The organism is Acidovorax sp. NPDC077693, assembly GCF_044542805.1.
In the GTDB taxonomy this organism is placed as follows: domain Bacteria; phylum Pseudomonadota; class Gammaproteobacteria; order Burkholderiales; family Burkholderiaceae_C; genus Acidovorax.
In genome coordinates this window covers 1-2,001 of sequence record NZ_JBITVD010000038.1, presented here as the reverse complement: position 1 = coordinate 2,001, position 2,001 = coordinate 1, and the positions used below count along the sequence as shown (strand labels likewise).

General features: G+C 67.3%; 1 protein-coding gene and 1 pseudogene. Both read left to right on the top strand.

What is annotated here, in order from left to right:
• A pseudogene (locus tag ACIGHN_RS27975) lies at positions 1–323 on the top strand (type VI secretion system tip protein VgrG); the annotation flags it as partial.
• Positions 324–460: 137 nt separating this feature from the next.
• On the top strand, positions 461–2,001 hold a 1,541-nt coding region (locus tag ACIGHN_RS27970; protein ID WP_396507581.1), incomplete at its 3' end, for a DUF6531 domain-containing protein.

Here is a 2,001-nt window from a genome sequence, read left to right as displayed (position 1 = left end):
CCACCGTGGGCAAAGACTACGTGCTGGAAGTGGGCGCAGGTGCGGGACAAAGCGCGGCAGGAGACGGCGCGCCGACCGCAGCGGGCGCGGGGGTCGAGAACATCGTCGCGCCCACGGGTGCACCGTCGGGTGGCGAAGGTGGCGGTGGTGGGGGCGATGCGCCCAGCTGCATCAAGATCGATGCGACCCAGATCTTCCTGGAATCCAAAAAGATCCACCTCAACGCCAAGGACGAGATCTTGCTCACCTGCGGCAGCAGCACCATCAAGCTCACGCCGGGCCAGATCGAAGTGCTGTCACCGCTGGACAAGCTCAATTGCTGAGCTGATTTGAATTGCGCTGGGCTGGCGCACCCCTTGTTTGCTGCACAAGCATGGCGGCAAACGGGTGTGCACGCACAGCGCGGTGCGCCAAAAAAACACATTCATTCATTCATAAATAAAGAGAAGAGGGAATCACCATGGGCAAGCCGGCAGCAAGGCTGGGAGATCTGACGAAGTCCGGAGGGCCGATCACGCAGGGATCGCTGACCGTGCTGATTGGTTCGCAAGGCGGCATCGCCTGCTCCAGCTGCCCGGGCGGCAAAGCCATCGGCAGCCCAGTCAACCCCACGCTGGGCGCCAAGGTTTTAGTGGGCGCGGAGGACCTCGACTTCGCCCTGCCCGGCCCCATGCCGCTGGTGTGGCAGCGCCAGTACAGCAGCTACGTCAACGCGGAGCACGGTGGCGACTGCGGACTGCTGGGCTACGGCTGGAAGCTGCCACATGAGCTGAGCATCGAGCTCAAAGCCACGCAGACCCTGCTGCGCGATGCGGGTGGCCGGGTCATCACGTTCGACGAAGCGCTGGAGCCTGGGCAGACGCTGCACAGCGACAGCGAAGCGCTGCTGCTGATGCGAGGTGGCGGTATGGGGATTGCGCAGACCCTGTCCACACTGGCAGGCGGCAGCGCGGCGACGGATACGGATACGGCGGCCACTTCAGCGTCCACCTCCAACCCCCACCCCAACACCGCAGAAGAACTCCTGCCCTGGCACCAGCAACAGCGCTGGGCCCACGTACCTGCCGCCGCCAAGGCCGGCTCCGACTACGTCCTGGCCGCCACGCAGGGTGGGCGCACCGTGTGGCTCTTCAAGGTGCAGACCCAAGGCCCGTGCCGGCTCATCGGCCTCATTGACGCCTACGGGCGCAGCCAGCACTACCAGCACGACGAGAACGGACGCCTGCAAGGCATCACCGACGGAGCGGGCCGGCGCTACGCGCTGCTGTACAATCAGCCTAACGGCGCAGCAACGGCAACGGCCACTCAGACCTCCCTACCAGGCCTGAACCCCGACAGCGGCCTGCGCCTGATCGGCGTGGACTGCGCCTACAACCCGCACGACCCCGAGCATGCGGGTTCTGGCTCAGGCTCCGGTGCTGGCGCACAGCGGCACGACCCCATCCCCCTGGTGCGCTACCACTACAGCCCCCTCGGTGACCTCATCGCCGTGCACGCCCGGGACGGCCGACGCACCCGCCAGTTTGTGTACGACAGCGCCCACCGCATGGTCGCCCACCGCGTGGGCAGCGGCCCCGAGCACACCTATGTCTACGAAGATCAGCGCGAGGACCAACGCTCCAGTGTCAACCTCGGCCACCTCCCCCCCCGCCCCGGCGCCCGCGTGGCCGAACACCACAACGAAGAAGGCCTGAGCTACTACTTCAGCTACGAAGAGGCCCACCCCCAGGACCCCCGGGCCGCCAGCTGCACCACCGTGCGCGACAGCCTGGGGCGCGTGACCCGGTATCACCACGAAGGCACCGGGGGCCTCAAGCGCATCACCCGCGAAGTCCACCCGGACGGCAGCGAAGCACACTACCAGTACGACAGCGCAGGCCGGCGCATTGCCGCCACCGACGCTCTCGGGCGCACCACCCACTGGCGCTACGACGGCCAGGGCCACCTGCTCGGGGTGCAAGGGCCCGACGGCCGCAGCAGCCAGCAGCGCTGGGGCCTGCC